Annotated in this window: 21 protein-coding genes and 1 other annotated feature; of the genes, 17 read left to right on the forward strand and 4 right to left on the reverse strand. The window is 51.7% G+C overall.

The features are described 5' to 3' along the window. The first annotated feature begins 510 nt into the window (after positions 1-510). From JFY74_03415 to thrC, 5 genes are all read left to right on the forward strand, one after another. Complete coding sequence (locus tag JFY74_03415; protein QQG29126.1) at positions 511-1,197, forward strand: tRNA/rRNA methyltransferase; 687 nt, start codon at positions 511-513, stop codon at positions 1,195-1,197. A 211-nt stretch (positions 1,198-1,408) separates the two neighbouring features. Then, the gene (gene thrL, locus JFY74_03420; protein ID QQG30437.1) at positions 1,409-1,477 is read left to right on the forward strand and encodes a thr operon leader peptide; all 69 of its coding nucleotides are present in this window, start codon (positions 1,409-1,411) and stop codon (positions 1,475-1,477) included. Next, positions 1,416-1,531 (forward strand) — a sequence feature (Thr leader region). It overlaps the preceding gene by 62 nt. A 91-nt stretch (positions 1,532-1,622) precedes the next feature. Next, positions 1,623-4,082 (forward strand): bifunctional aspartate kinase/homoserine dehydrogenase I, encoded by a 2,460-nt coding sequence (gene thrA / locus JFY74_03425; GenBank protein ID QQG29127.1) that lies wholly within the window; start codon positions 1,623-1,625, stop codon positions 4,080-4,082. 2 nt (positions 4,083-4,084) lie between these two features. Next, entirely contained in the window at positions 4,085-5,014 is a 930-nt protein-coding gene (gene thrB, locus JFY74_03430) for a homoserine kinase (GenBank protein ID QQG29128.1), read from the forward strand. A 3-nt stretch (positions 5,015-5,017) separates the two neighbouring features. After that, complete coding sequence (gene thrC / locus JFY74_03435) at positions 5,018-6,307, forward strand: threonine synthase (GenBank protein QQG29129.1); 1,290 nt, start codon at positions 5,018-5,020, stop codon at positions 6,305-6,307. Between the two features lie 396 nt (positions 6,308-6,703). Here thrC and yaaA read toward each other — a convergent pair whose 3' ends face one another. Then, positions 6,704-7,477, reverse strand: a complete 774-nt coding sequence (gene yaaA / locus JFY74_03440; GenBank protein ID QQG29130.1) for a peroxide stress protein YaaA — start codon at positions 7,475-7,477, stop codon at positions 6,704-6,706. Positions 7,478-7,779: 302 nt separating this feature from the next. Between yaaA and tal the strand changes: the two genes are divergently transcribed. Further along, a complete protein-coding gene (gene tal / locus JFY74_03445; protein QQG29131.1) occupies positions 7,780-8,733 on the forward strand; it encodes a transaldolase in 954 nt (317 codons plus the stop codon). Positions 8,734-8,809: 76 nt separating this feature from the next. Here the strand turns inward: tal and JFY74_03450 are convergent, their stop codons facing one another. After that, the gene (locus JFY74_03450; protein QQG29132.1) at positions 8,810-9,898 is read right to left on the reverse strand and encodes a GGDEF domain-containing protein; all 1,089 of its coding nucleotides are present in this window, start codon (positions 9,896-9,898) and stop codon (positions 8,810-8,812) included. A 366-nt stretch (positions 9,899-10,264) separates the two neighbouring features. On the opposite strand from JFY74_03450, the gene mog reads away from it, so the two are divergent. Beyond that, complete coding sequence (gene mog, locus JFY74_03455; protein ID QQG29133.1) at positions 10,265-10,852, forward strand: molybdopterin adenylyltransferase; 588 nt, start codon at positions 10,265-10,267, stop codon at positions 10,850-10,852. Between the two features lie 127 nt (positions 10,853-10,979). Next, complete coding sequence (locus JFY74_03460) at positions 10,980-12,317, forward strand: MFS transporter (protein ID QQG29134.1); 1,338 nt, start codon at positions 10,980-10,982, stop codon at positions 12,315-12,317. A gap of 113 nt (positions 12,318-12,430) precedes the next feature. Here the strand turns inward: JFY74_03460 and satP are convergent, their stop codons facing one another. After that, positions 12,431-13,006 (reverse strand): acetate uptake transporter, encoded by a 576-nt coding sequence (gene satP / locus JFY74_03465; protein ID QQG29135.1) that lies wholly within the window; start codon positions 13,004-13,006, stop codon positions 12,431-12,433. A 482-nt stretch (positions 13,007-13,488) separates the two neighbouring features. Between satP and dnaK the strand changes: the two genes are divergently transcribed. The 4 genes from dnaK (at position 13,489) to nhaR (ending at position 19,062) form a co-directional block, all read left to right on the forward strand. After that, on the forward strand, positions 13,489-15,396 hold the full coding sequence (dnaK, locus tag JFY74_03470) for a molecular chaperone DnaK (protein QQG29136.1): 1,908 nt from the start codon (positions 13,489-13,491) through the stop codon (positions 15,394-15,396). Between the two features lie 108 nt (positions 15,397-15,504). Next, entirely contained in the window at positions 15,505-16,641 is a 1,137-nt protein-coding gene (gene dnaJ / locus JFY74_03475; GenBank protein ID QQG29137.1) for a molecular chaperone DnaJ, read from the forward strand. A gap of 286 nt (positions 16,642-16,927) precedes the next feature. Further along, positions 16,928-18,124 (forward strand): Na+/H+ antiporter NhaA, encoded by a 1,197-nt coding sequence (gene nhaA / locus JFY74_03480; protein ID QQG29138.1) that lies wholly within the window; start codon positions 16,928-16,930, stop codon positions 18,122-18,124. Between the two features lie 32 nt (positions 18,125-18,156). Continuing rightward, positions 18,157-19,062, forward strand: coding sequence for a transcriptional activator NhaR (gene nhaR / locus JFY74_03485; protein ID QQG29139.1), 906 nt, complete (start codon positions 18,157-18,159; stop codon positions 19,060-19,062). 101 nt (positions 19,063-19,163) lie between these two features. Here the strand turns inward: nhaR and rpsT are convergent, their stop codons facing one another. Continuing rightward, positions 19,164-19,427 carry a 30S ribosomal protein S20 gene (rpsT, locus tag JFY74_03490; protein ID QQG29140.1) on the reverse strand — a complete coding sequence of 88 codons (264 nt, stop codon included), beginning with the start codon at positions 19,425-19,427 and terminating at the stop codon, positions 19,164-19,166. A gap of 425 nt (positions 19,428-19,852) precedes the next feature. Here rpsT and ribF point away from each other — a divergent pair, with 425 nt between their 5' ends. From ribF to ispH, 5 genes are read left to right on the forward strand one after another with little or no spacing between them, the layout of a single operon-like run. Further along, positions 19,853-20,794, forward strand: coding sequence for a bifunctional riboflavin kinase/FAD synthetase (gene ribF, locus JFY74_03495; protein ID QQG29141.1), 942 nt, complete (start codon positions 19,853-19,855; stop codon positions 20,792-20,794). A gap of 31 nt (positions 20,795-20,825) precedes the next feature. Beyond that, complete coding sequence (gene ileS / locus JFY74_03500; GenBank protein QQG29142.1) at positions 20,826-23,639, forward strand: isoleucine--tRNA ligase; 2,814 nt, start codon at positions 20,826-20,828, stop codon at positions 23,637-23,639. Next, positions 23,636-24,151 (forward strand): signal peptidase II, encoded by a 516-nt coding sequence (gene lspA, locus JFY74_03505; GenBank protein ID QQG30438.1) that lies wholly within the window; start codon positions 23,636-23,638, stop codon positions 24,149-24,151. Before ileS ends, lspA begins: the two co-directional genes overlap by 4 nt. After that, positions 24,151-24,624: an FKBP-type peptidyl-prolyl cis-trans isomerase gene (gene fkpB / locus JFY74_03510; GenBank protein QQG29143.1), complete on the forward strand. Its 474-nt coding sequence runs from the start codon at positions 24,151-24,153 to the stop codon at positions 24,622-24,624. The genes lspA and fkpB overlap by 1 nt, the downstream gene beginning before the upstream one ends. Continuing rightward, entirely contained in the window at positions 24,605-25,555 is a 951-nt protein-coding gene (ispH, locus tag JFY74_03515) for a 4-hydroxy-3-methylbut-2-enyl diphosphate reductase (protein ID QQG29144.1), read from the forward strand. The genes fkpB and ispH overlap by 20 nt, the downstream gene beginning before the upstream one ends. The last annotated feature ends 276 nt before the right edge of the window (positions 25,556-25,831 follow it).

Genomic DNA, 25,831 nt, shown 5'->3' on the forward strand with positions numbered 1-25,831 from the left:
TCAAAGTGGCGCACAGTTTAACCTTATTAACAGCAACATAACAGTAAGCACAGATTTTGCCTGCTGATAAATCTACGGTTCTGTTGACATATATCAAATTTCATTTTAGCACGTTAACTATTTTGTGATAAACACTTATAGGATTGCCAGTTTACGTCACAATTTAGCACTTTTTATGAACGATTTAGCATAGCAAATGCCAATAATCATAATTGGCGCTACACAGTCGGTGGTGCTTTTATAACTTATTGAAATAAAATAATTTACCTTATTTTTCTTGGGGTCTTATCTTCCCGCCCATTTTTTGGACTCACCGATGTTGCCTACCGAAGGCCGAATTGATGCCGGAAATTTTGTTGGTTTATTGTTAATTTTTTACCGTAATGCCCAACAAATTGTCGTTATCAACAAATCGTAGTCATCAATAAATTGTTATCGATTACAGGGCTGCGTTGTTTGGCGAGCAGATGAAGGCTTGCCAAAACGGATGTAACCCATACTGAGGAGTCTATGCAGTTTCATATTATTTTGGTTGAGCCCGCTCGGGCTGAAAATGTAGGGGCGGCAGCTCGTGCGATGAAAACGATGGGATTCAGCAGCTTGCGTATTGTCGGTAGCACAGTACATCAAGAGCCCGCAGCCCGCTGGGTGGCGCATGGTTCAGGGGATATTCTGGATAACGTACAGATGTTTTCCACGTTGGCTGAAGCACTGGCAGATGTCGATTTTACGGTTGCGACCACCGCGCGCAGCCGGGCTAAGTATCACTATTACTGCACGCCAGCGGAACTGACCGGCGTATTGCAGGACAAGGTTCAATGGATGGCCTCTGCGGCGCTGGTGTTTGGTCGTGAAGATGTTGGCCTGACGAATGAGGAACTCGAACTGGCGGATGTGTTGACCGGCGTGCCGATGAAAGCGGATTATCCCTCGCTGAATCTTGGTCAGGCGGTGATGGTGTATTGTTACCAACTGGCTGAACTCATGCAGGTCAAACCGGAAGCGGCAGAGCCAGCGGTGGCGGGGCAGTTGTCGGCGCTGCGCGATCGTATGGATCGGCTTTTGGTTACTCTGGCGGTTGAGGACGATGAAAAACTGCGGGACTGGCTGCATCAGCGGCTAGGGCGTTTAGAGCAACGCGATACGGCGATGCTCCATCGGTTGCTACACGACATTGAAAAAAGATTGCCGAAATAAGATCGCAAAGATAGTTTTTCTGGTAGTCGAACATCTTGGACTGCGTATTTTGACAACGGTTTGTCCGGCTTATTCCTGTTTAGGCAGTGAGTTGCGCGGCAGGAATTTTTCGTTCGACGAGAAGAAAAAAAAGAAATCCGTTGACTTCAAAGGGCGATTGGCCTAACTAATAGGGCAGATAACTCTACTTCTAACGAGATTCGATTTTAGCATGCGCACTATCAGCCTAATCACCACGATTATTACCATCACCGATACAACCAGTAACGGTGCGGGCTGACGCATATAAAGATTCCAGAAAAAGCCCGCACCGAACAGTGCGGGCTTTTTTTTTATGGCAGGTTATCCAATAACGCCGTCTGTAAGCGGCATACAAAAAACGCTTCCGGCGTTTGGTTGGCAGAAATTCAGGAGAACAGATAAAAATGCGAGTGTTGAAATTTGGCGGGACTTCAGTAGCAAATGCGGAGCGTTTTGCACGCGTTGCCGACATTATCGAAAACAATGCGCGCCAGGGACAGGTGGCTACCGTATTGTCCGCGCCGGCGAAAATTACCAACCATTTGGTTGCCATGATTGAGAAAACCGTCGCCGGACAAGATATCCTGCCGCATTTAAACGACGCCGAAACGATCTTTTCTTCATTACTGCAAGGACTTGCAGCATCTCAACCCGGTTTTGACCATGCCCGCCTGAAGGCATTCGTGGATCAGGAATTTGCACAGCTGAAACACGTTCTGCACGGCATCGCGCTGCTGGGCCAATGCCCTGACAGCGTGAATGCTGCAATCATCTGCCGGGGAGAAAAACTGTCTATCGCCATCATGGAAGCGGTCTTTCAGGCGCGCGGCTATGGGGTCTCCGTTATCAATCCGGTCGAGAAACTGTTGGCGCAGGGACACTATCTTGAATCCACAGTGGATATCACTGAATCGACCCGCCGCATCGCTGAAAGCGCTATCCCGAAAGATCATGTGATCCTGATGGCGGGCTTTACTGCCAGTAACGACAAAGGCGAACTGGTGGTGCTGGGCCGTAATGGTTCTGACTATTCCGCTGCGGTACTGGCTGCGTGTTTGCGTGCCGACTGTTGTGAGATTTGGACTGATGTGGACGGCGTTTATACCTGCGATCCGCGTCAGGTGCCGGACGCTCGATTATTGAAATCGATGTCCTATCAGGAGGCGATGGAGCTGTCCTATTTCGGCGCCAAAGTCCTCCACCCTCGCACCATTGCTCCTATCGCCCAGTTCCAAATTCCCTGCCTCATCAAAAATACCGAAAATCCTCAGGCTCCTGGCACGCTCATCGGCATGGATAGCACGGATACCCAGTATCCAGTGAAAGGAATCACCAACCTGAACAACATGGCGATGGTTAACGTATCCGGCCCTGGCATGAAAGGCATGGTCGGCATGGCTGCGCGTGTGTTTGCTGCGATGTCGCGTGCGGGCATCTCTGTTGTTCTGATTACGCAGTCATCCTCCGAATACAGCATCAGCTTCTGCGTATCGCAAAACGAGCTGGCGCGCGCCAGAAAAACGCTGGAAGACGAATTCTATCTGGAACTGAAAGAAGGTGTGCTGGAGCCGCTGGATGTGATGGAGCGTCTGGCGATTATCTCTGTGGTGGGCGATGGCATGCGTACGCTGCGCGGCCTGTCTGCACGTCTGTTCTCGGCGTTGGCGACGGCAAATATCAATATCGTGGCTATCGCGCAGGGCTCGTCTGAGCGCTCTATCTCCGTCGTGGTGAACAACGATGTCGCCACCACTGGCGTACGTGTTGCCCACCAGATGCTGTTTAACACCGATCAGGTGATCGACGTGTTTGTTATCGGCGTCGGCGGCGTGGGTGGCGCACTGCTGGATCAGATCCACCGCCAGCAGCCGTGGCTGAAAGACAAACATATCGACCTGCGCGTGTGTGGGATCGCCAACTCCAAGGCGATGTTGACCAACATTAACGGCATCTCGATGGAAAACTGGCATGAAGAGCTGGGTAAAGCCCGCGAGCCGTTCAATCTTGGCCGTCTGATCCGTCTGGTTAAAGAATACCACCTGCTGAACCCGGTGATCGTCGACTGTACGTCGAATCAGGCTGTGGCCGATCAGTACGTGGATTTCCTGGCCGATGGTTTCCATGTCGTGACGCCAAACAAGAAAGCCAACACGGGATCGATGAATTACTATCATCAACTGCGTAGCGCTGCGGCGAAATCCCGTCGTCGTTTCCTGTATGACACCAACGTTGGTGCAGGCCTGCCGGTGATTGAGAACCTGCAAAATTTGCTGAATGCAGGCGATGAACTGATTCGCTTTACCGGAATTCTCTCTGGCTCGCTGTCCTTTATTTTCGGTAAACTCGATGAAGGCATGTCGCTGTCGGAAGCGACCACGCAGGCGAAAGAAAAAGGCTATACCGAACCCGATCCGCGTGACGATCTGTCCGGTATGGACGTGGCGCGTAAGCTGCTGATTCTAGCGCGTGAAGCGGGTTATCAACTGGAGCTGGGCGATATTGAGGTGGAATCCGTTCTGCCTGCCAGCTTTGATGCATCCGGCGATGTCGCCAGCTTTATGCAACGCCTGCCGACGGCAGACGATGAGTTTGCCAGCCGTGTTGCACAAGCGCGCGATGAAGGTAAAGTGTTGCGCTATGTCGGCGTGATTGAAGAAGGCCGCTGTAAGGTCAAGATCAGTGCCGTTGGCGGCAACGATCCGCTGTTTAAAGTCAAAGATGGCGAGAATGCGTTGGCATTCTACAGCCGTTATTATCAGCCACTGCCGCTCGTGTTGCGCGGTTATGGCGCGGGTAACGATGTTACCGCTGCTGGTGTGTTCGCAGATCTGCTGCGCACCTTGTCATGGAAGTTGGGAGCATAATTATGGTTAAGGTGTATGCACCTGCATCAATCGGTAACGTCAGCGTCGGGTTTGATGTGCTGGGTGCGGCCGTCTCGCCGGTAGACGGTTCACTGCTGGGGGATTGCGTCTCTGTTGAAGCCGCCGATCTGTTCAGCCTGCGTAATGAAGGGCGTTTTGTTAGCAAGCTGCCGGACAACCCGAAAGAAAACATTGTGTATCAATGTTGGGAACTGTTCTGTCAGGAAATTGGCAAAACCGTGCCAGTGGCGATGACGCTCGAAAAGAATATGCCAATTGGTTCAGGGCTCGGTTCCAGCGCCTGTTCTGTCGTCGCTGGGTTGATGGCGATGAACGAATTTTGCGGTAAACCGCTGGATGATACCCGTCTGCTGACGCTGATGGGTGAGCTGGAAGGGCGCATTTCCGGCAGCGTTCACTACGATAACGTTGCCCCGTGTTTTCTCGGCGGTGTCCAACTGATGCTGGAAGAAAACGGCATCATCAGCCAGCCTGTGCCGTCATTCGATGACTGGCTGTGGGTCATGGCGTATCCGGGGATTAAAGTCTCCACTGCTGAAGCGCGCGCGATTCTGCCTGCGCAATATCGTCGTCAGGATTGCATCAGCCACGGCCGTTATCTGGCGGGCTTTATCCACGCTTGCCATACCGGACAGGCCGCGCTGGCGGCAAAACTGATGAAGGATGTCATCGCGGAACCTTATCGGACGAAACTGCTGCCCGGCTTTGCTGCCGCTCGCCAGGCTGCTGAAGATATCGGGGCGCTGGCCTGCGGTATTTCCGGCTCTGGCCCAACGTTATTCTCCGTCTGCAACGACATGGCGAGCGCACAGCGTCTGGCCGACTGGCTGCGGGATAACTATTTGCAGAACGATGAAGGTTTTGTTCATATTTGCCGTCTTGATACGACTGGCGCACGACAACTGGGATAACGCATGAAACTGTACAACCTTAAAGATCATAACGAGCAGGTCAGTTTTGCTCAGGCTATCAAGCAAGGACTGGGTAGCCAGCAAGGGCTGTTCTTCCCGCTGGAACTGCCGGAATTCGAGCGCACTGAAATCGATGCGCTGTTGGATCTGGATTTTGTGACCCGCAGCAGCCGCATTCTGTCCGCCTATATCGGCGATGAAATTGCGACCGAAACGGTGTTTGAGCGTGTGAAAGCGGCCTTTGCATTCCCGGCTCCGGTTGCGCCAGTGGCGGAAGATATCGCTGCGCTGGAGCTGTTCCACGGCCCGACGCTGGCCTTTAAAGACTTCGGCGGCCGCTTTATGGCGCAAATGCTGACGGAAGTGTCTGGCGACGAGAAAATTACCATTCTGACGGCGACCTCTGGCGACACTGGTGCCGCTGTGGCGCACGCCTTTTACGGTCTGGAAAATGTCCGCGTTGTGATTTTGTATCCGCAGGGCAAGATTAGTCCGTTGCAGGAAAAACTGTTCTGTACGCTGGGTGGCAACATTCACACCATCGCTATCGACAGCGATTTCGATGCCTGTCAGGCGTTGGTGAAAAAGGCGTTTGATGATGAAGAACTGAAAAAAGCAATCGGCCTGAACTCAGCAAACTCCATCAACATCAGCCGTTTGCTGGCGCAAATTTGCTACTACTTTGAAGCCGTTGCACAACTGCCGCAGGAAGCCCGTAACCAACTGGTGGTTTCTGTACCGAGCGGTAACTTTGGCGATCTGACCGCTGGCCTGTTGGCGAAATCGCTGGGTCTGCCAATTAAGCGCTTCATCGCGGCGACTAACGCCAATGACACGGTGCCGCGCTTCCTGAGCAATGGTAACTGGGAACCGCATAAAACGGTGGCAACCTTATCCAACGCGATGGACGTCAGCCAGCCGAACAACTGGCCGCGCGTGGAAGAGTTGTTCCGTCGTAAGAACTGGCAGTTGAAAACGCTGGGCTTTGGCGCGGTGAGCGATGAGACGACGAAAGAAACCATGCATGAGCTGGATGCGTTAGGCTATCTCTCAGAGCCGCATGCTGCGATTGCTTACCGTCTGCTGCGCGATCAGTTGCAAGCGGGTGAATTCGGTCTGTTCCTGGGTACGGCGCACCCAGCGAAATTCAAGGAAAGCGTGGAAGACATTCTGGGCAAAGAACTGGATCTGCCGGAAGCGCTGGCTGAGCGTGCCGATCTGGATCTGCTGTCGCACAACTTCCCAGATGATTTCGCGAAGCTGCGTGAGTTCCTGATGTCGCTACCGGAATAAGATTGCTGCAAGGATTTGCCTCTTAGTGACATGGTTTATGCGGACTAAGAGGTGGTTTCGTGCGCGATAATACCGTCATTTTCATGCTACTTTGTAGCACGCGCCCGACACGGGGCGGCTCACACGCCGCTCGCCCCGTGACCCCAGGCTTTCGGCGGGAAATTATGCCGCTGGCGCGGTGCCTTCGTCGGTATCAGGCTTAACGGACCGCTTGCGACACGTTCCCGACGTGGCGCAAGCTTTCGCCGCGTCCTGCGGCTCATCCGAAGCCTGCTATCTCCTCAGCATACTTTTTTACGCCGGATAACGGCAAAATCCGCGATACCTTCCTGTAATTGTGTATAAAGGCTATCCTGATAGGGAAGCTGGGAGGCGGTTGTCATTCGTCAAAGTACATTACTGTTCGTGGCGCTTGAATACCAGCTCGTTAGCTGAAGAGTCCGCAGCCTCGAAAAAGTAACCTTCCAGATTAAACGCTTTCAACTGTTCCGGCTGAGTCAGACGGTTTTGAATAATGAAACGACTCATCAGGCCGCGTGCTTTCTTGGCGTAGAAACTGATTACCTTAAATTTACCGTTTTTCTCATCCAGGAAGACGGGTTTGATCAGACGGGCATTAAGCTTTTTCGGTTTAACGGCTTTGAAATATTCGTCCGATGCCAGATTAACCAGTACATCATCGCCTTGATCGTGCAGCGCCTGATTCAGCTTTTCAGTAATGGTGTCGCCCCAGAAACTGTAGAGATCTTTACCGGCTTTGTTTTCCAGCTTGGTGCCCATTTCCAGCCGATACGGCTGCATCAAATCCAGCGGGCGCAACACGCCATACAGGCCTGACAGCATACGCAGATGTTGCTGGGCGAAATCGAAGTCATCCTCGCTGAAATCTTCTGCGGCCAATCCGGTATAAACGTCGCCCTTAAACGCCAGCAGCGCCTGACGCGCGTTCTCCGGCGTGAAATCCGGGTGCCAATCGCTAAAGCGGCCTGCGTTCAGGTCAGCCAGCTTATCGCTGATGCTCATCAAAGAAGCGATCTGTGCTGGCGTCAGTTTTTTACACACATCAATCAACTGGCTGGAATAGTCCAGAAGTTCCGGCTGGGTATAACGCGTCGTTGCCAAAGGACTGGTGTAGTCGAGCGTTTTTGCAGGTGAAATAGTAATAAGCATGCGCCTGTCCTGTCGGTCTGATTTTTGATGCACCTACTATAGCAAGAACCTGATAAGAAAACGGCGATGGCTACAATAGCTTCATCTTTTAAGACGCTTCATTTTTTCGGCAGGATGATTTTAGTGTGGTAAGAGGCGGGGCTGTGTAGAGAGGATTAACAGCTGGCTTGCACGGGAAAGTGCGCGTGTTATTATCAGATTTCGGTGCAAAACAGACGGCCACCCGATTAGATAACCAGTCGATTCATATACGAGCTATTTTCATTCACGAGCACCACGTATAAACAACGAGACATGCCAACATGACGGATAAACTGACTTCCCTACGCCAACTGACCACGGTTGTCGCTGATACCGGCGATATTGCGGCAATGAAACTGTACCAACCGCAGGATGCGACCACTAACCCTTCACTGATTCTGAACGCTGCGCAAATTCCTGAATACCGCAAGCTTATCGACGAGGCTATTGCCTGGGCGCGTGAGCAGAGCAGCGATCGCAAACAGCAGGTCGTGGATGCCACGGATAAACTGGCGGTCAATATCGGTCTCGAAATTTTAAAATTGATCCCCGGCCGCATCTCCACAGAAGTGGATGCGCGCTTGTCTTATGACACCGAAGCCAGCGTGGCGAAGGCAAAACACCTGATCAAGCTTTACAACGACGCAGGCATCAGCAACGAGCGTATCCTGATTAAACTGGCTTCCACCTGGCAGGGCATCCGCGCGGCGGAGCAACTGGAAAAAGAAGGCATCAACTGTAACCTGACGCTGCTGTTCTCCTTTGCGCAGGCGCGTGCTTGTGCTGAAGCGGGCGTGTTCCTGATTTCACCGTTCGTTGGCCGTATTCTTGACTGGTACAAAGCCAATGGCGATAAGAAAGAATTTGCGCCGCATGAAGATCCGGGCGTGGTTTCCGTTAGCGAAATCTACGACTACTACAAAGAGCACGGCTATGAAACGGTCGTGATGGGCGCGAGCTTCCGTAACGTCGGTGAGATTCTGGAACTGGCTGGATGTGACCGCCTGACGATCGCACCCGCCCTGCTGAAAGAGCTGTCAGAAAGCGAAGGTGAAGTGGTTCGCAAGCTGTCTTACGTCGGTGATGTGAAAGTTCGTCCGGCGAAAATGACGGAAGCTGAGTTCTACTGGCAACACAACCAGGATCCAATGGCGATTGATAAACTGGCCGACGGGATCCGTAAGTTTGCTATCGACCAGGAAAAACTGGAAAAGATGATCGCAGATTTACTGTAACCATTCTGCTGATGAAAATAGCCGGGATGCCCGGCTATTTTTTTGTCTGTAGTTTGGCGTTGTGGCAGGAATAGGCCTATTTTGCCGTCGCGTTACGGGTTTTCTTCGCGATATAAAGATTATCATCGGCACGCTTCATCACTTCGATTAAATCTTCTCCAGTGATATGGTATTCAACCAGCCCGATGCTGACCGTCAGCCTGATTTTGCCCGCGGCGGTTTCACAAGGCGTGTTGCTAACACGCTCTCTGGCTTTATCAACGATGGTATACGCATCATCTAATCCGGTATTCGGTAAAAGGATCGCGAATTCATCGCCGCCAATCCGGCCAAAAATATCTTCGCGGCGAAATGATTTTTTGAACGTGTCGGCAACAAATTTTAAAGCATCATCACCCACGCTGTGACCAAAACTATCATTCACCTGCTTAAAGTAGTCGATGTCGATCAGAATGACGCTCACGGGGCGCTTAGTCAGATTGGCGATACTGAAGGCCTTATTCGCGGCCAGAAAGAACGCGTCTCGCCGTAAATAGCCCGTGAGATCGTCATATCGTGCAATGATAGGCAATTCCACCAAATATTTTTTCGTCAGCAGTGACAGCAGGCTGCCTAAAACGGCACAAAGCAACACGATACTCAGGATGACAATGGCAGAACCGAGTGAGGCCAGGGTTTCAAAAAATGAAGGCTGAGCGGTTTCTGAAGACGTTCTAATACGAATACCTAATAATTCATCTGTGGGGGAAAGTACGGGATAAATTACAGTAAGAGTACCTTTTCCTGCATATTCTCCAATTGATGGGAGTTTATTCTGGCAAATACGGATAACAGCCATATCATTAAATGTCAGGTCGGATGAAGATAATCGATTAATACATTCACTACGTACGTCACGCGTATTAAATACAAATGTTCTTGTTCGTGCCGTGACGTAGCTACCCGTTTTTCGGATGACATCACTCTCTGTCACCTCTCCTCCGATATTATAGGATTCATACGTCTTGATGGTGGTGTCCAGGTTCTGTCGCTCTACTTTCCACGCGCTTTTATTCGCTTCATGCATAAGAAAAATAGTAATGAAAAAGGAAATCAATCCGAACAGGAAGAAGGATGAGGTAGGGTGTGAGAATAATTTTAATATCTTATACTTAAGGTCGTTCATAGTTACTTCCTTGGTATAGCTTTTTTACTTATAGTTGGTGGTAAAGAAGTGATTTAAGTTTATCATATTATCGGATTTTAGGTGGGGTTCTGTAGTGGCCAGCCCTACTCTTTTTCCCTCCTGATTTTATTTTATAAAACGTCTTTCTCTGGATGCCTGTTTTACCCTTTCTATTGTTTTGTTATTTTCATCGCATAGGTATTGCCGACATTTTTTGAGACGGCATTTAATAATTGTTATCAAATAAAATATTGCTTGCCGTATAAAATAGCCGATGTGATATGAATTTTATCGTAGGAAGCGATTCTTCGCTGACAACATTTAATATCCTGATAAAATTGGTGTTTTGTTTAAAATGAGGTGCTTATGAATGTATTGCGTATTGGTTTAGTCTCCGTATCTGATCGCGCTTCCGGCGGGGTCTATCAGGATAAAGGCATCCCAGAACTGGAATCCTGGCTCCGCAGCGCCCTGACCACGCCTTTTGAAGTGGAAACCCGGCTGGTGCCGGATGAACAGCCAATGATTGAACAAACGCTGTGTGAGCTGGTGGATGAGCGTGGCTGTCATCTAGTGCTGACAACTGGGGGAACGGGGCCAGCTCGTCGTGATGTCACGCCGGATGCCACGATGGCCATTGCCGATCGCGAAATGCCGGGGTTTGGTGAGCAAATGCGGCAGATCAGCCTGCGCTTCGTTCCTACCGCGATCCTCTCCCGTCAGGTGGGCGTGCTGCGTAAACAGGCGCTGATTCTTAATCTGCCGGGACAACCCAAGTCGATTAAGGAAACGCTGGAAGGCTTAAAAGATGCCGATGGCAAGGTGGTTGTGGCCGGTATTTTTGCCAGCGTACCGTATTGTATCCAGCTGCTGGAAGGCCCTTACATTGAAACCAATGCGGATGTAGTAGCAGCTTTTCGCCCTAAAAATGCCGTGCGCGAAATAAAAGACTGAAGTTAGCCGATTTGAAACATAAGATTCAGCTTTGCTGGTGTATAAAAATTTTGCCGCTATAGTAATTTCTACTTTACATACTGCGGTGACGTTCTTCTTTTCTCACTCTGGCAATGCACGGTAACTTATGACTCAGGATCAACACGCCCATCCTCGCCGGTTGAACCGGCAGGACTACAAAACGCTGTCTCTGGCTGCGCTGGGTGGCGCGTTAGAGTTTTACGATTTTATTATTTTCGTCTTCTTTGCTGCCGTGATTGGCGATCTCTTCTTCCCACCAGATATTCCTGAATGGCTACGGCAGGTTCAGACGTTCGGTATTTTCGCCGCAGGCTATCTGGCTCGCCCGCTTGGGGGCATCATCATGGCCCACTTTGGCGACAAGAGCGGACGTAAGAAAATGTTCAGCCTGAGCATATTACTGATGGCGCTACCGACGCTGGCAATGGGCTTGCTGCCGACCTATGAAGCCATTGGTATTGCGGCACCGCTTTTACTGCTGTTAATGCGCGTGCTGCAAGGGGCGGCAATTGGTGGCGAAGTCCCCGGCGCATGGGTCTTCGTTGCGGAGCATGTGCCTCGCGCCCGTATTGGGTTTGCCTGCGGGACGCTGACTGCCGGCTTGACGATGGGGATTTTGCTAGGCTCGCTGATCGCAACGTTGCTGAACACGGTGCTGACGCCAGAGCAGATGTCTGGTGGCGGCTGGCGTCTGCCGTTCTTCATTGGTGGGGTATTCGGCCTTATCGCCATGTATCTGCGCCGCTGGTTGCAGGAAACCCCCATCTTTATGGAAATGCGTGAGCAGAAAAAGCTGGCAGAAGAGCTGCCGCTGAAATCTGTCGTCTTAAATCATAAACGTGCGGTTATGGTTTCAATGCTGCTGACCTGGCTGCTGTCTGCGTGCATCGTCGTCGTTATTCTGATGGCTCCGACCTACCTGCAAAAAGTCCACGGTATTCCTGCTGCGCTGGCATTGCAGGCGAACTGTCTGGCAACGATTGCGCTGATGGTGGGTTGCGTCGGCGCGGGGCTATTGGTTGACCGCTTCGGTGCCAGCAAGCTGTTTATTGTGGGTAGCCTGTCGCTGGCCGCATGCAGCTGGTTCTTTTATAGCTCGGCAGCAAGCAGTACGACGTTGCTCTTTGTCAGCTATGCGATTGTCGGGCTCAGCGTGGGTGTGGTGGGCGGTGTGCCTTATGTCATGGTGCGAGCGTTTCCGGCTGCGGTGCGGTTCTCAGGGATTTCTTTTTCCTACAACGTTTCCTATGCCATTTTCGGTGGCCTGACGCCTGTCTTCGTGACGCTGATTATGAAGGCGACGCCGATGGCACCAGCCTTCTATGTCCTGACGCTGGCTGCTGTGGGATTGCTGTTGGGGGTTTATTTACAGCGCGATCTGGATGCTGACTCGCAGGTTTCGGCCGATAGCGAGGCGCGCGATCGTTCGCCCGTCGAAGTTTAAGCACGCTTTTCTCAAAAAATAGCGCGTCATCAAAAACAAACGAGCCCTGTCAATCTGACAGGGCTCGTTAGCATGTAAAACAGGATTGGTCGGTACGGGTATGGCGTCAGAACTTAGTGAGATGCGCCACATGAACCAATTGGCAGTACGGTGCGGCCAAACTTCTCGTTCAGCACTTCAGCCATTGCCAGATAAATCGCGCTAGCGCCACAGATGATGCCTTCGTAACCCGCGAAGGTCAGCAGAGCGTGGTTGCCGGTAAAGTTACCCACAGCCAGCAGAGCAAACAGCACGGTCAGGCTGCCGAAGACAAATTGCAAGGCGCGGTTGGTACCGAAGGTGCCGAAGAACATAAACAGTGTGAAGATGCCCCACAGACCAAGGAATACGCCAAGGAACTGGGCATCGCTGGCTTCTGCCAGGCCCATTTTCGGCAGCATGAGAATGGCAACCAGCGTCAGCCAGAAAGCGCCATAAGACGTAAACGCGGTCACGCCAAACGTATTCCCTTTTTTATATTCCAGCAGGCCAGCGAGGATCTGGGCAATACCGCCGTAGAAAATACCCATGCTGAGAATGATGGAAGAAAGTGGGAAAAAGCCTGCGTTGTGCAGGTTCAACAGAATAGTGGTCATCCCGAAGCCCATCAGTCCTAATGGACCAGGATTTGCCAACGTGTTCGTGCTCATAAATCCTCTGCAATAACAGATTATTAATAGTCCCTTCGCGTCGGACGCGGCATTAAGGTTAGCGAATGCGCCAATCACGTTGGGATAGGTGTCGTTTAGGTGTTATTGCCCGCCATTGTGTAGGGAAATGTTCCCATTTTTGCGGCGAGCGCGGCATCATATCGGGCGTTGGGAATGGACACAACATGGAGAAGGCAGAATAGTTTGATCGTACGAGGGATAAAGGTCATTTTTTTTCATCTTCCCCCCTTGATGATAGAAATGTTGGCCCCATCTTATTTTCAACCGAAACAGTTTGACCTGCCGCAAAGGCGAGTGTCGGGTCGTTACATCGGTGGTTAGCATGAAGATCAAACGTGTGCTGCTGATGAAAACGAGGGGGTGTCGTTGGAAAACGAGAAATTTTGTTGAAAAACGACATTTTGCCCGCACAGTAGGTTTAACCACCATACCGAATATGACTTTTTAGTGGAGATGTTTAGATGGGTAAGATTATTGGTATCGACCTGGGTACAACCAACTCTTGTGTCGCGATTATTGACGGTACTCAGGTAAAAGTACTGGAAAATAGCGAAGGCGATCGCACCACGCCTTCAATCATTGCTTATACGCAAGATGGTGAAACTCTGGTTGGCCAACCGGCTAAACGTCAGGCAGTGACCAACCCGAAAAATACACTGTTTGCTATCAAGCGTCTGATTGGTCGTCGTTTCAAAGACGAAGAAGTTCAGCGCGATGCCAACATCATGCCGTACAAAATTATTGCGGCGGATAATGGCGATGCATGGCTGGAAGTGAAAGATCAGAAAATGGCTCCGCCGCAGATTTCAGCTGAAGTGCTGAAAAAGATGAAGAAAACAGCGGAAGACTATCTGGGAGAGACCATCTCCGAAGCGGTTATCACCGTTCCAGCTTACTTCAACGATGCGCAGCGTCAGGCAACCAAAGATGCTGGTCGTATCGCGGGTCTGGAAGTCAAACGAATCATCAACGAACCAACAGCGGCAGCACTGGCATACGGTCTGGATAAAGAAGTTGGCAACCGCACTATCGCGGTTTACGACCTAGGTGGTGGTACGTTCGATATTTCCATCATCGAAATCGATGAAGTTGATGGCGAAAAAACCTTTGAAGTACTGGCGACCAACGGTGACACCCATCTGGGTGGTGAAGACTTCGATAGCCGTATGATCAACTATCTGGTTGACGAATTTAAGAAAGAGCAAGGTTTCGACCTGCGCAACGATCCGCTGGCAATGCAGCGTCTGAAAGAAGCAGCAGAAAAAGCCAAGATCGAGCTGTCTTCCGCACAGCAGACCGACGTTAACCTGCCATACATCACGGCGGATGCGACCGGTCCTAAGCACCTGAACATCAAAGTGACCCGTGCGAAACTGGAATCACTGGTAGAAGAGCTGGTTAATCGTTCTCTGGAGCCGCTGAAAGTGGCATTGCAGGATGCTGGCCTGTCCGTTTCTGAAATTCAGGACGTGATTCTGGTTGGTGGTCAGACGCGTATGCCTCTGGTGCAGAAGAAAGTCGCTGACTTCTTCGGTAAAGAGCCACGTAAAGACGTGAACCCAGACGAAGCGGTTGCCATCGGTGCTGCGGTTCAGGGCGGTGTCTTGTCTGGTGATGTGAAAGACGTTCTGCTGCTGGACGTAAGCCCGCTGTCTCTGGGTATCGAAACCATGGGCGGCGTGATGACGGCGCTGATCGCTAAAAACACCACGATCCCGACGAAACACAGCCAAGTGTTCTCAACGGCGGAAGACAACCAGTCTGCGGTAACGATCCATGTTCTGCAGGGTGAGCGTAAGCGTGCGCATGACAACAAATCTCTGGGTCAGTTTAACCTGGATGGTATTCAGGCTGCGCCGCGCGGTATGCCACAGATCGAAGTTACCTTCGACATCGACGCCGACGGTATCCTGCACGTTTCTGCAAAAGACAAAAACAGCGGTCGCGAGCAGAAAATCACCATCAAGGCATCTTCTGGTCTGAACGAAGAAGAAATTCAGAAAATGGTACGCGACGCAGAAGCGAACGCAGAATCTGACCGTAAGTTTGAAGAGCTGGTTCAGGCTCGTAACCAGGGCGATCACCTGCTGCACAGCACGCGTAAGCAGCTGGAAGAAGTGGGCGACAAACTGGCCGCTGATGATAAAACTGCCATTGACGACGCACTGAAAGCGCTGGAAAGCGCGCTGAAAGGTGAAGACAAAGCAGAAATCGAAGCGAAGATTCAGGCGCTGGTTCAGGTTTCTGGCAAGCTGCTGGAAGCGTCTCAGCCACAGCCAGGTGCTGAAGGTGGCGCTGATGATGCCTCTGCTCGTCGCGACGACGATGTCGTTGATGCTGAATTTGAAGAAGTAAAAGATAAAAAGTAATCGCCCTTGAGCGGGCGCAGTAGCAGCCACAAGGCTATTGCTGGCAATCAGCACGGGCGTCGAGGAAACTCTGCGCCCGTGCATGCATGTTGAGGGGCAGGAAAATAAATGGCGAAGCAAGATTATTACGAAAGCCTGGGCGTTGCTAAAAACGCGGATGAGCGCGAAATAAAGAAAGCGTACAAGCGTCTGGCGATGAAGTACCACCCGGATCGTAATCAGGGTGATAGTGAGGCAGAAGCCAAGTTCAAAGAGATCAAAGAAGCCTACGAGATCCTTACCGACTCGCAAAAACGCGCCGCCTACGATCAGTACGGTCACGCGGCGTTTGAGCAAGGTGGTATGGGCGGAGGCGGCGGTGGCTTTGGCGGTGGTGGTGCTGATTTTGGCGATATTTTTGGCGACGTGTTCGGAGACATTTTTGGCGGCGGTCGCCGTCAGCGCGCGAGCCGTGGATCCGATTTACGCTACAACATGGAGTTGACGCTGGAAGAGGCGGTACGTGGCGTCACCAAAGAGATCCGTATTCCCGCACTGGAAGAGTGTGATGTGTGCCACGGCAACGGTGCGAAGCCGGGTAGCTCCCCGATAACCTGTCCAACCTGTCATGGGAACGGCCAGGTGCAGATGCGGCAGGGCTTCTTTACCGTGCAGCAGGCGTGTCCGCACTGTCATGGACGCGGAAAGATCATTAAAGATCCGTGTGTTAAATGTCACGGTCATGGTCGCGTAGAGAAGAGCAAAACGCTGTCGGTGAAAATTCCGGCGGGTGTGGACACGGGTGACCGTATTCGCTTATCCGGTGAAGGCGAAGCAGGTGAACACGGCGCGCCGTCAGGCGATCTGTACGTCCAGGTGCAGGTTAAAGCGCATCCGATCTTCCAGCGTGAAGAAAACAATCTGTACTGCGAAGTGCCAATCAACTTTGCAATGGCTGCATTAGGCGGCGAGATTGAAGTCCCGACGCTGGATGGCCGCGTGAAGCTGAAAGTGCCTGCGGAAACGCAAACCGGGAAACTGTTCCGTATGCGTGGCAAAGGCGTGAAATCGGTACGCGGCGGTGCGCAGGGCGATCTGCTGTGCCGTGTGGTTGTAGAAACACCGGTTAATTTGAACGAACGTCAAAGACAGCTGCTGCAAGAGCTTGATGAGAGCTTCGGTGGCCCGTCTGGCGAGAGAAACAGCCCGCGTTCGAAAAATTTTTTCGATGGCGTGAAGAAATTTTTCGATGATTTGACCCGTTAATAGTTTGTCGTTAACGCGTGATAAGAAACCGGTGGGGTAAACCCACCGGCTTTTTTATGACGGACATCCTTGTCCGTCATCTTGCGGCTGTTGCTGCGCAATGTTGAAAAACGCTTCCGACGTTTTTTTATTCCTTCCTCTAGATAGCCTCAATTCAATAGATCGTTTTTTACGACGATTAAGCCAGTTTTAATCTGCTTTTAACGAGTGGTTAGGTCACGTAATCTTGCCAGCAAGAAAGCGAGCGTACGGTATTGGCGTTCGTACCTGATGGGAGATTAAGTCAATGATAACAATGATTCGTCGCTTTATTCGCTTGGATGCCGCCGCGGGTGTGATGCTAATGATGGCAACGGTTTTGGCGATCGTGTTTGCGAATTGGTCTGTGACTGCTACTGGCTATCAACAATTCCTGATGATGCCAGTGGAAATGCGGTTTGGCGCACTGGAAATCAATAAGAATCTGCTGCTGTGGATTAATGACGGCCTGATGGCGATTTTCTTCCTGCTGATTGGTCTGGAAGTGAAACGCGAGTTAGTCGAAGGCACGTTAGCCAGCCGCCAACAGGCGATGTTGCCACTGGCGGCTGCGGTAGGTGGAATGATTTTTCCTGCCTTGCTCTTTCTGCTTTTCAACGCGAATGATGAGGTAACGCGCGCTGGCTGGGCGATTCCCGCTGCGACAGATATCGCGTTCGCCGTTGGGGTGCTGACGCTATTGGGCAAACGTGTTCCCGCCGGGCTGAAAGTCTTTCTGCTGGCGCTGGCGATCATTGACGATCTGGGGGCGATCCTGATCATCGCCCTGTTTTATACGCAGCAAATCTTTTGGCCTGCGCTGGGCGGTGCGGTGCTGGCGATTGCGGCGCTGGCCTATATGAACAAGCAGCAGGTTGGTAAAACGTCCGCCTATTTGCTGGTGGGGATCGTCTTGTGGGTCTGCATTCTGAAATGTGGCGTTCATGCGACGCTCGCTGGGGTGATCGTCGGATTCTTTATTCCTTTACGTATGTCCAACGGGGAATCTTCTCCGGCAACCACGCTGGAACATGGCTTACAAACGTGGGTCGCGTTTCTGATTATTCCACTGTTTGCCTTCGCGAATGCAGGCATTGTGCTACAGGGGATTGTGCTGGAAAAGCTGCTTTCCCCTTTGAGCCTTGGCATTGCTGCCGGGCTGCTGATCGGTAAACCGCTGGGCATTACCTTGTTCAGTTGGCTAACCATCCGGCTGGGCTATGCTCGCCTGCCCGCTGGCGTGCGCTTTAACCAGATCATGGCGGTTTCTGTGCTGTGCGGTATCGGCTTTACCATGTCGATATTTATTACGCTGCTGGCATTCTCTGGCGGCGATGCGGAATTGATTACCTATGCCAAGCTGGGAATCTTACTGGCGTCAGGGCTAGCGGCGCTGCTTGGCTATCTGGCATTGCGTGGGGTGTTGCCTACGCTGGACAAGGCGGTTCAGCCGTGTAAGGGTTGATGCTATGCCGGAGGCGCGAAAAGGAGGCAGGTGTGTCTCATTTGAATTTTAACCATCTCTATTATTTCTGGCAGGTTTATAAGTCGGGATCCGTTGCGGGTGCGGCAGAGACGCTGTTCTTAACGCCTCAGACCATTACTGGGCAAATCAAATGCCTAGAAGAGCGTTTACAGGGCAAGCTCTTCAAGCGTAAAGGGCGCGGGTTGGAACCGACGGAGCTGGGGCAGCTTGTTTTTCGCTATGCGGATAGCATGTTCCAGCTTAGCCAGGAAATGTTGGATATTGTGAACTACCGCAAAGAATCGAACCTGTTATTCGATGTCGGTGTGGCCGATGCGCTGTCCAAACGGCTGGTGAGCAGGGTGCTCGAAACGGTCGTGACGGAACAGGAACATATTCATTTACGCTGTTTTGAGTCGACGCACGAAATGCTGCTGGAGCAGTTGAGTCAGCATAAGCTGGATATGATTCTGTCGGATTGCCCGGTGGATTCAACGCAACAGGAAGGGCTGTTTTCAATCAAACTAGGCGAATGTGGTGTGAGTTTTTATTGCAAACGCCCGCACCCTGAGCAGCCTTTCCCGGCCTGCCTTGAACAACGTAAGCTGTTGATTCCCGGGCGGCGAACCATGCTAGGACGGAAACTGCTGAACTGGTTTACTGCGCAGAATATTCAGACGACTATTTTGGGCGAATTTGATGATGCGGCGCTGATGACTGCGTTTGGCATTAATAACGACGCGATTTTCGTTGCACCGTCGCTGTATGCCAATGAAATCTACCAGCAGGGCGATATCGTCGAGATCGGCAGGATCGAGAACATTCAGGACGAGTATTATGCGATTTTTGCGGCCAGAATGATCCAACATCCGGCGGTGCAGCGTGTCTGTAACGCGGATTTCTCAACGCTCTTCTGTGATAGAACTGCAGGTTTGTAGTGGAGCGGTGTGGCGTAGGCAATGTGTTATGACGCTACTGGCAGATGCAAAAAAACCGGCCTAGGCCGGTTTTTTCTTAGCAAGAACACGCAGATGCGTGATTATTGCATGGCGTTGATGCGCGCAACCAGATTGGATTTATGACGTGCAGCTTTGTTCTTGTGGATCAGGCCTTTACCAGCCTGGCGATCCACGATCGGTTGCATGTCATTAAATGCTTTCTGTGCCACTTCTTTATCGCCAGTAGCGATCGCCGCGTATACTTTCTTGATGAAAGTACGCATCATTGAGCGACGGCTTGCATTATGCTTACGGCGCTTCTCAGATTGTACGGCGCGTTTCTTAGCTGATTTGATATTAGCCAAGGTCCAACTCCCAAATATATTCAATCGAGGACAATTCAAAGGCCGTGGAATATGCTCGTTTAGCCTTCGTTTGTCAATGGATTTGTGCAAATAAGCGTCGTTTGTACGTCGACACTTGTTACGTTGTGATGGCGCAGGATTTTAGCAGCTTCACGCGGTGGAATACAGCTTTTCGCATCATAAATTCATCCTGAATTTGATAAAGCCTTGTCTGCCGTCGGTAAAGTCGGATTGCATGTGCTGTCCGCCGTCTGGATATTCTGCGTATGGGCGTCATCCATCGACGATTCAGCTAAAAAACGCGCAAATATTGGCACGATTTACAAGGTGGCTGCAAAAGGCGCGAATCGCAGGTTAACCTTACTCGCTGTACAAGGTATAATCCGCCGATTTCCATAATATTAACCCTTTGTTCTGGGCCAGCCATGCAGCTAATTCGCGGTATACACAATCTTCGGGCACACCATTACGGCTGTGTGCTCACTATTGGTAATTTTGACGGCGTGCACCTCGGACACCAAATGCTGCTTGAACGACTGAAGCAGGAAGGTCGCGCTCGTGGGTTACCAGTGATGGTTATGATTTTTGAACCACAGCCGCTGGAACTCTTCGCTGCGGAAAAAGCGCCCGCCCGTCTGACACGTCTGCGTGACAAGGTGAAATATCTGGCGCAGGCTGGCGTGGACTATCTGCTGTGCGTTAGATTCGACGCTCGTTTTGCTGCCTACGATGCTGAGACATTCGTTTCTTCTCTGCTGGTGAAAAAATTGGGCGCGAAGTTTTTGGTGGTGGGGGATGACTTCCGTTTCGGGGCTGGTCGTCAAGGAGATTTCCTGTTATTACAGAAGGCTGGGCGTGAGGCGGGGTTTGATGTCATCAGCACCGATTCGTTCTGTAATGGCGGCAAACGGGTGAGCAGCACTGCCGTACGTGAGGCGCTCAGTCGTGATGAACTTGAACTGGCTGAAAGCCTGCTGGGTCATCCTTACTGCATTTCTGGTCGCGTGGAACATGGCAAAGAATTGGGGCGAACCATTGGGTTCCCTACTGCCAATCTACCGCTAAAACGTCAGGTTTCCCCTGTCAGCGGCGTATATGCCGTCAGCGTTTATGGGCTGGGGCAAGAACCGCTACCGGGCGTTGCCAATATTGGCACGCGTCCAACCGTAAACGGTGACAAACGCCAGCAGCTTGAAGTGCATTTGCTGGACGTGACGATGAACCTCTATAGTCGTCACATTGAAGTCGTACTGCGTAAAAAAATCCGTAATGAACAGCGTTTTGCTTCGCTCGATGCGTTAAAACAGCAAATCGCCGATGATGTGGTGACAGCCCGGACGTTCTTCGGGTTAAAGACACCGGTTTAATTTTTCTAGCCGAAACGAAATCGAGAATCTAATGAGTGACTATAAGACTACCCTGAACTTGCCGGAAACAGGGTTCCCGATGCGTGGCGATCTGGCCAAGCGCGAACCTGACATGCTGAAACGTTGGTATGAGCAGGATCTGTACGGGATTATTCGCAATGCGAAGAAGGGAAAGAAGACCTTCATTTTGCACGATGGCCCTCCGTACGCGAACGGCAACATTCACATTGGTCACTCAGTTAACAAGATTCTGAAAGATATTATTGTTAAATCGAAAGGCCTGTCTGGCTACGATTCTCCTTATGTGCCGGGCTGGGACTGCCACGGTTTGCCGATTGAGCTGAAAGTAGAACAGCTGGTTGGTAAGCCGGGTGAGAAAGTCAGCGCGGCAGAATTCCGCGCTGAGTGCCGCAAATATGCGGCAGAGCAGGTTGCGGGTCAGAAAGCCGACTTTATTCGTCTCGGCGTGCTGGGCGACTGGGATCGTCCTTACCTGACGATGGACTTCAAAACCGAAGCGAATATTATCCGTGCGCTGGGCCGCATCATTGAAAACGGTCACCTGCACAAGGGTGCTAAGCCCGTTCACTGGTGTGCTGACTGTGGTTCCGCGCTGGCGGAAGCGGAAGTTGAGTATTACGACAAAACGTCTCCATCCATTGATGTCGCGTTTAACGCCAGCGATGTGGCGGCGGTATTAGCCAAATTCGGCGTGAAGAGCGTAGACGGCCCTGTTTCGCTGGTGATCTGGACGACGACGCCGTGGACACTGCCAGCAAACCGTGCGATCTCGCTGAATGCGGAGTTCGATTATCAGCTGGTGCAGATTGACGGTCAGGCGCTGATTCTGGCGACCGATCTGGTTGAAAGTGTGATGAAACGCGCAGGTGTGACCCAGTGGCAAGTGCTGGGAGACTGCAAAGGCGCGGAACTTGAGCTGCTGCGTTTCAAACATCCATTCTTGAACTTTGACGTACCGGCCATTCTGGGCGAGCACGTGACGCTGGATGCGGGTACCGGTGCGGTGCATACCGCTGGTGGTCACGGTCCTGACGACTATGTGATTAGCCAGAAGTACAATCTGGAAATCGCCAATCCGGTGGGGCCGAATGGCTGCTACCTGAGCGGTACCTATCCTGAACTGGATGGCAAATTCGTTTTCAAAGCTAACGACTTGATCGTTGAAATCCTGCGTGAAAAAGGCATGTTGCTGCACGTAGAGAAATTGCAGCACAGCTACCCGTGCTGCTGGCGCCATAAGTCGCCGATCATTTTCCGTGCGACGCCACAATGGTTTGTCAGCATGGATCAGAAAGGCCTGCGTAAGCAGTCGCTGTCTGAAATCAAAGGCGTGCAGTGGATCCCAGATTGGGGTCAGGCGCGTATCGAAGCGATGGTCGCCAACCGTCCTGACTGGTGTATCTCCCGTCAGCGTACCTGGGGCGTGCCAATGTCGCTGTTCGTCCACAAAGAGACGGAAGAACTGCATCCGCGCACCGCAGAGCTAATTGAAGCGGTAGCGAAACGTGTTGAAGCCGACGGTATTCAGGCATGGTGGGATCTCGATCCGGCCGACGTGCTGGGCGCAGACGCTGACAACTACGTCAAAGTACCAGACACGCTGGACGTGTGGTTCGATTCTGGATCGACGCACGCGTCCGTGGTAGACGTTCGTCCTGAATTTGGCGGTCATGCAGCGGATATGTATCTGGAAGGTTCCGACCAGCATCGTGGCTGGTTCATGTCTTCCCTGATGATCTCCACCGCGATCAAAGGCAAAGCGCCTTACCGTCAGGTACTGACTCACGGTTTCACCGTTGATGGTCAGGGTCGCAAGATGTCCAAGTCGATCGGGAATACCGTCAGCCCGCAGGACGTGATGAACAAACTCGGTGCCGACATTCTGCGCCTGTGGATCGGTTCAACGGATTACTCCGGTGAAATCGCCGTATCTGATGAGATCCTGAAGCGTTCTGCCGATGCCTATCGCCGTATTCGTAACACCGCGCGTTTCCTGCTGGCGAACCTGAACGGGTTCGATCCACAGAAAGATAGCGTGAAACCAGAAGACATGGTTGTGCTGGATCGCTGGGCGGTTAGCTGTGCGAAAGCCGCGCAGGAAGAGATCCTTGAAGCGTATGAAAGCTATGATTTCCATCGCGTCGTACAGCGTCTGATGCAGTTCTGCTCGATCGAGATGGGATCCTTCTATCTGGATATCATTAAAGATCGTCAGTACACGGCAAAAAGCGACAGCGTTGCACGCCGTAGCTGCCAGACTGCGCTATTCCATATCTCAGAAGCGCTGGTACGTTGGATGGCACCGATTATGTCCTTCACCGCGGATGAGATCTGGAACTACCTGCCGGGCGAGCGTGCGCAGTACGTCTTTACCGAAGAGTGGTATGACGGTCTGTTCGCGCTGGATAGCGCAGAAACCATGAACGATGCGTTCTGGGCGGATGTTCTGAAAGTGCGTAGCGAAGTGAACAAAGTCATCGAGCTGGCGCGTAATGACAAACGCATCGGTGGATCGCTGGAAGCTTCCGTTACGCTGTACGCCGATGCCAATCTGGCGGGCAAGTTGAACCAGCTGCGTCAGGAACTGCATTTCGCGTTGTTGACGTCAAAAGCGCTGGTGGAACGTTATGAAAATGCGCCGGATAGCGCACAGGCAACGGAACTCACCGGACTGAAAATTGCCTTAAGTGAGGCAGAAGGACACAAGTGTCCACGCTGCTGGCATTACGAGACGGATATCGGTAGCAATGCCGAGCATCCTGAAGTGTGTGGTCGCTGTGCGACTAACGTGGGCGGTAACGGCGAAGAGCGTAAATTTGTCTGATGAATAAGATCTGTTCGAGTGGACTGCGCTGGCTTTGGCTGGCGATACTGGTTTTAATTGTCGATCTTGGCAGCAAACAGTGGATCCTTGCCCACTTTGCGCTGGGGGATACGGTGCCAGTGATGCCTTCTCTGAATCTGCATTACGCCCGTAACTACGGCGCAGCATTCAGCTTCCTGGCGGATAAAGGCGGCTGGCAACGCTGGTTCTTTGCTGGCATCGCGATTGCTATCGTGGTTGCACTGCTGGTGATGATGTACCGTGGCAGCGTCAAACAGCGGCTCAATAACATTGCGTATTCGCTGATTATCGGTGGCGCATTGGGCAATCTGTTCGACCGGACATGGCACGGATTTGTTGTCGATTTCATCGACTTCTATGTAGGTGACTGGCACTTCGCCACCTTTAACCTTGCCGATACCGCTATCTGTATTGGTGCGGCGCTCATCGTACTGGAAGGATTTTTCAGTACGCATGATGATACTGATACCGTTAAGCAAAAGGGTCACTGATGTCCGAGAGTGTTCAGCATAACAGCGCGCTGCTGGTGCATTTTATCCTGACGCTGGAGGATGGCTCTGCGGCCGAATCCACGCGTGAGCGCGGCAAGCCAGCGCTGTTTCGCCTTGGCGACGGCAGCCTGTCTGACGCGTTGGAACAACAGCTGTTGGGATTGCAGCGTGGTGATAAACGCAAGTTTACGCTGCCGCCAGAGTCGGCCTTTGGGCCGACCAATCCGAACCTGATCCAGTTCTTCCTGCGCCGTGATTTCGCCCAGACCGGTGTGCCGGATGTTGGCACCATCATGCTGTTCAGCGGCGTTGCCGGAAATGATATGCCGGGGATTATCCGCGATGTGACCGAAGAATCGGTCACTGTGGATTTTAACCACCCGCTATCTGGTCAGGCGATTACCTTCGATCTTGAAGTGCTGGATATCGATCCCGTACAACAGGAGGTGACACATGCAGATCCTGCTGGCTAATCCGCGCGGCTTTTGTGCCGGTGTCGATCGGGCTATCAGCATTGTGGAACGTGCGCTGGAGCTTTTTGGTACGCCGATTTACGTCCGTCATGAAGTAGTACATAACCGCTATGTGGTTAACGGATTACGCGAACGTGGCGCGATTTTTATTGAGCAGATTGAAGATGTGCCGGATGGTGCGATTCTGATTTTCTCTGCACATGGCGTTTCACAAGCGGTACGAAATGAAGCCAAAAACCGCGATCTGACGGTATTCGATGCAACCTGTCCGCTAGTGACCAAGGTGCATATGGAAGTGGCCAGAGCCAGTAAGAAAGGCGTAGAAGCGATTCTTATCGGGCATGCCGGACACCCTGAAGTTGAAGGGACGATGGGGCAGTACAGCAATGCGGAGGGTGGCATGTATCTGGTGGAATCCCCCGAGGATGTCTGGCAGCTACAGGTAAAAGACGAAAGCAATCTGTGCTTTATGACGCAAACCACGCTTTCTGTTGATGATACTTATGCGGTGATTGATGCGTTGCGTGAGCGTTTTCCGCAGATTGTCGGCCCGCGTAAAGATGACATCTGCTATGCCACGACCAATCGTCAGGAAGCCGTTCGCCATTTATCAGATAAGGCGGATGTGGTTTTTGTCGTCGGCTCTAAAAACTCTTCAAACTCCAACCGCCTTGCTGAATTGGCACAACGTGCGGGGAAAGCGGCTTATCTGATTGATTCAGCGGAAGATATCCAGGAGTCATGGGTAGCGGGCGCTTCGCATGTTGGGGTGACCGCAGGCGCATCGGCACCGGATATTCTGGTACAACAGGTGATCCAGCGCCTGAAAGAATTGGGCGGCAAGGTGGCAATTGAAATGCAAGGGCGTGAAGAAAACATCGTCTTTGAAGTGCCAAAAGAGTTGCGTGTTGAAGTCAAACAGATAGATTAATGCTGTTTCTGCGGTAGGGCTAGGCTAAAGCCCTATCGCTTTTATCCCCTTCCGTTTTCTTTCCCCTATATTCACTCATGAAAATGTTAATGCATAAAAATGAATTTTTATGCGTTATGCCATGTGGCTTGTTTTTTAACCGCTTGTATTTATCTTCAAATACCTTACGGCTTTTCATCGCTCTGAGCGCCATTCTGATACCTTTGGTTAGACAGTTTTGCTGATTTTCTGCGGCTTCAAACAGTATTTTATAATCTGGCGGTAAATCCGCTGGCG

The organism is Pectobacterium carotovorum, from assembly GCA_016415585.1.
Taxonomy (GTDB): Bacteria; Pseudomonadota; Gammaproteobacteria; order Enterobacterales; family Enterobacteriaceae; genus Pectobacterium; species Pectobacterium carotovorum_K.